This window comes from Hoeflea sp. BAL378 (assembly GCF_000759435.1).
Lineage (GTDB): Bacteria > Pseudomonadota > Alphaproteobacteria > Rhizobiales > Rhizobiaceae > Hoeflea.
Genome location: NZ_JRJG01000244.1, coordinates 1 through 246, shown reverse-complemented (window position 1 = coordinate 246; position 246 = coordinate 1). Strand labels below are relative to the sequence as shown.

Below are 246 nucleotides of genomic sequence, written 5' to 3'. Positions count from 1 at the left end.
TGACGACGCCGCGCTCGACGCGGCCGGTCACGACCGTGCCGCGGCCGGAGATCGAGAACACGTCCTCGATCGGCATCAGGAACGGCATGTTGATCGGACGCTCAGGCGTCGGGATGTATTCGTCGACGGCCGCCATCAGCGCGCGGATCGCGTCTTCGCCCATGGCCTTGTCGCCGTCGTTCAGCGCAACCAGAGCCGAACCCTTGACGATCGGAATGTCGTCGCCGGGGAAGTCGTAGGACGACA

1 pseudogene is annotated in these 246 nt (G+C 65.9%); it reads right to left on the bottom strand.

Annotation, left to right across the window (positions count from 1 at the left end):
• Positions 1-246: pseudogene (gene tuf, locus LL06_RS25575) on the bottom strand (elongation factor Tu); the annotation flags it as partial.